We start from the raw sequence: 257 nt of genomic DNA, 5'->3' as shown, positions 1-257 counted from the left end.
ACTTCTACCACGAAATGAAGGACTCGAACGTTCTCGACAAGGTCGCGCTGGTGTACGGCCAGATGAACGAGCCGCCGGGCAACCGTCTGCGCGTCGCGCTGACCGGCCTGACGATGGCCGAGCACTTCCGTGACGAAGGCCTCGACGTGCTGTTCTTCGTCGACAACATCTACCGTTTCACGCTGGCCGGTACCGAAGTGTCGGCACTGCTCGGCCGTATGCCGTCGGCAGTGGGCTATCAGCCGACGCTGGCTGAA

At 62.3% G+C, this 257-nt stretch carries 1 pseudogene; it reads left to right on the top strand.

The features are described 5' to 3' along the window. Window positions 1–257: pseudogene (locus tag SB756_RS32210) on the top strand (F0F1 ATP synthase subunit beta); the annotation flags it as partial.

The sequence above is a fragment of the Pseudomonas sp. SIMBA_068 genome, from assembly GCF_046534705.1.
GTDB lineage: Bacteria > Pseudomonadota > Gammaproteobacteria > Pseudomonadales > Pseudomonadaceae > Aquipseudomonas > Aquipseudomonas putida.
The sequence above is the reverse complement of the archived record's forward strand: the minus strand, read 5'-3'. Positions and strand labels throughout refer to the sequence as shown.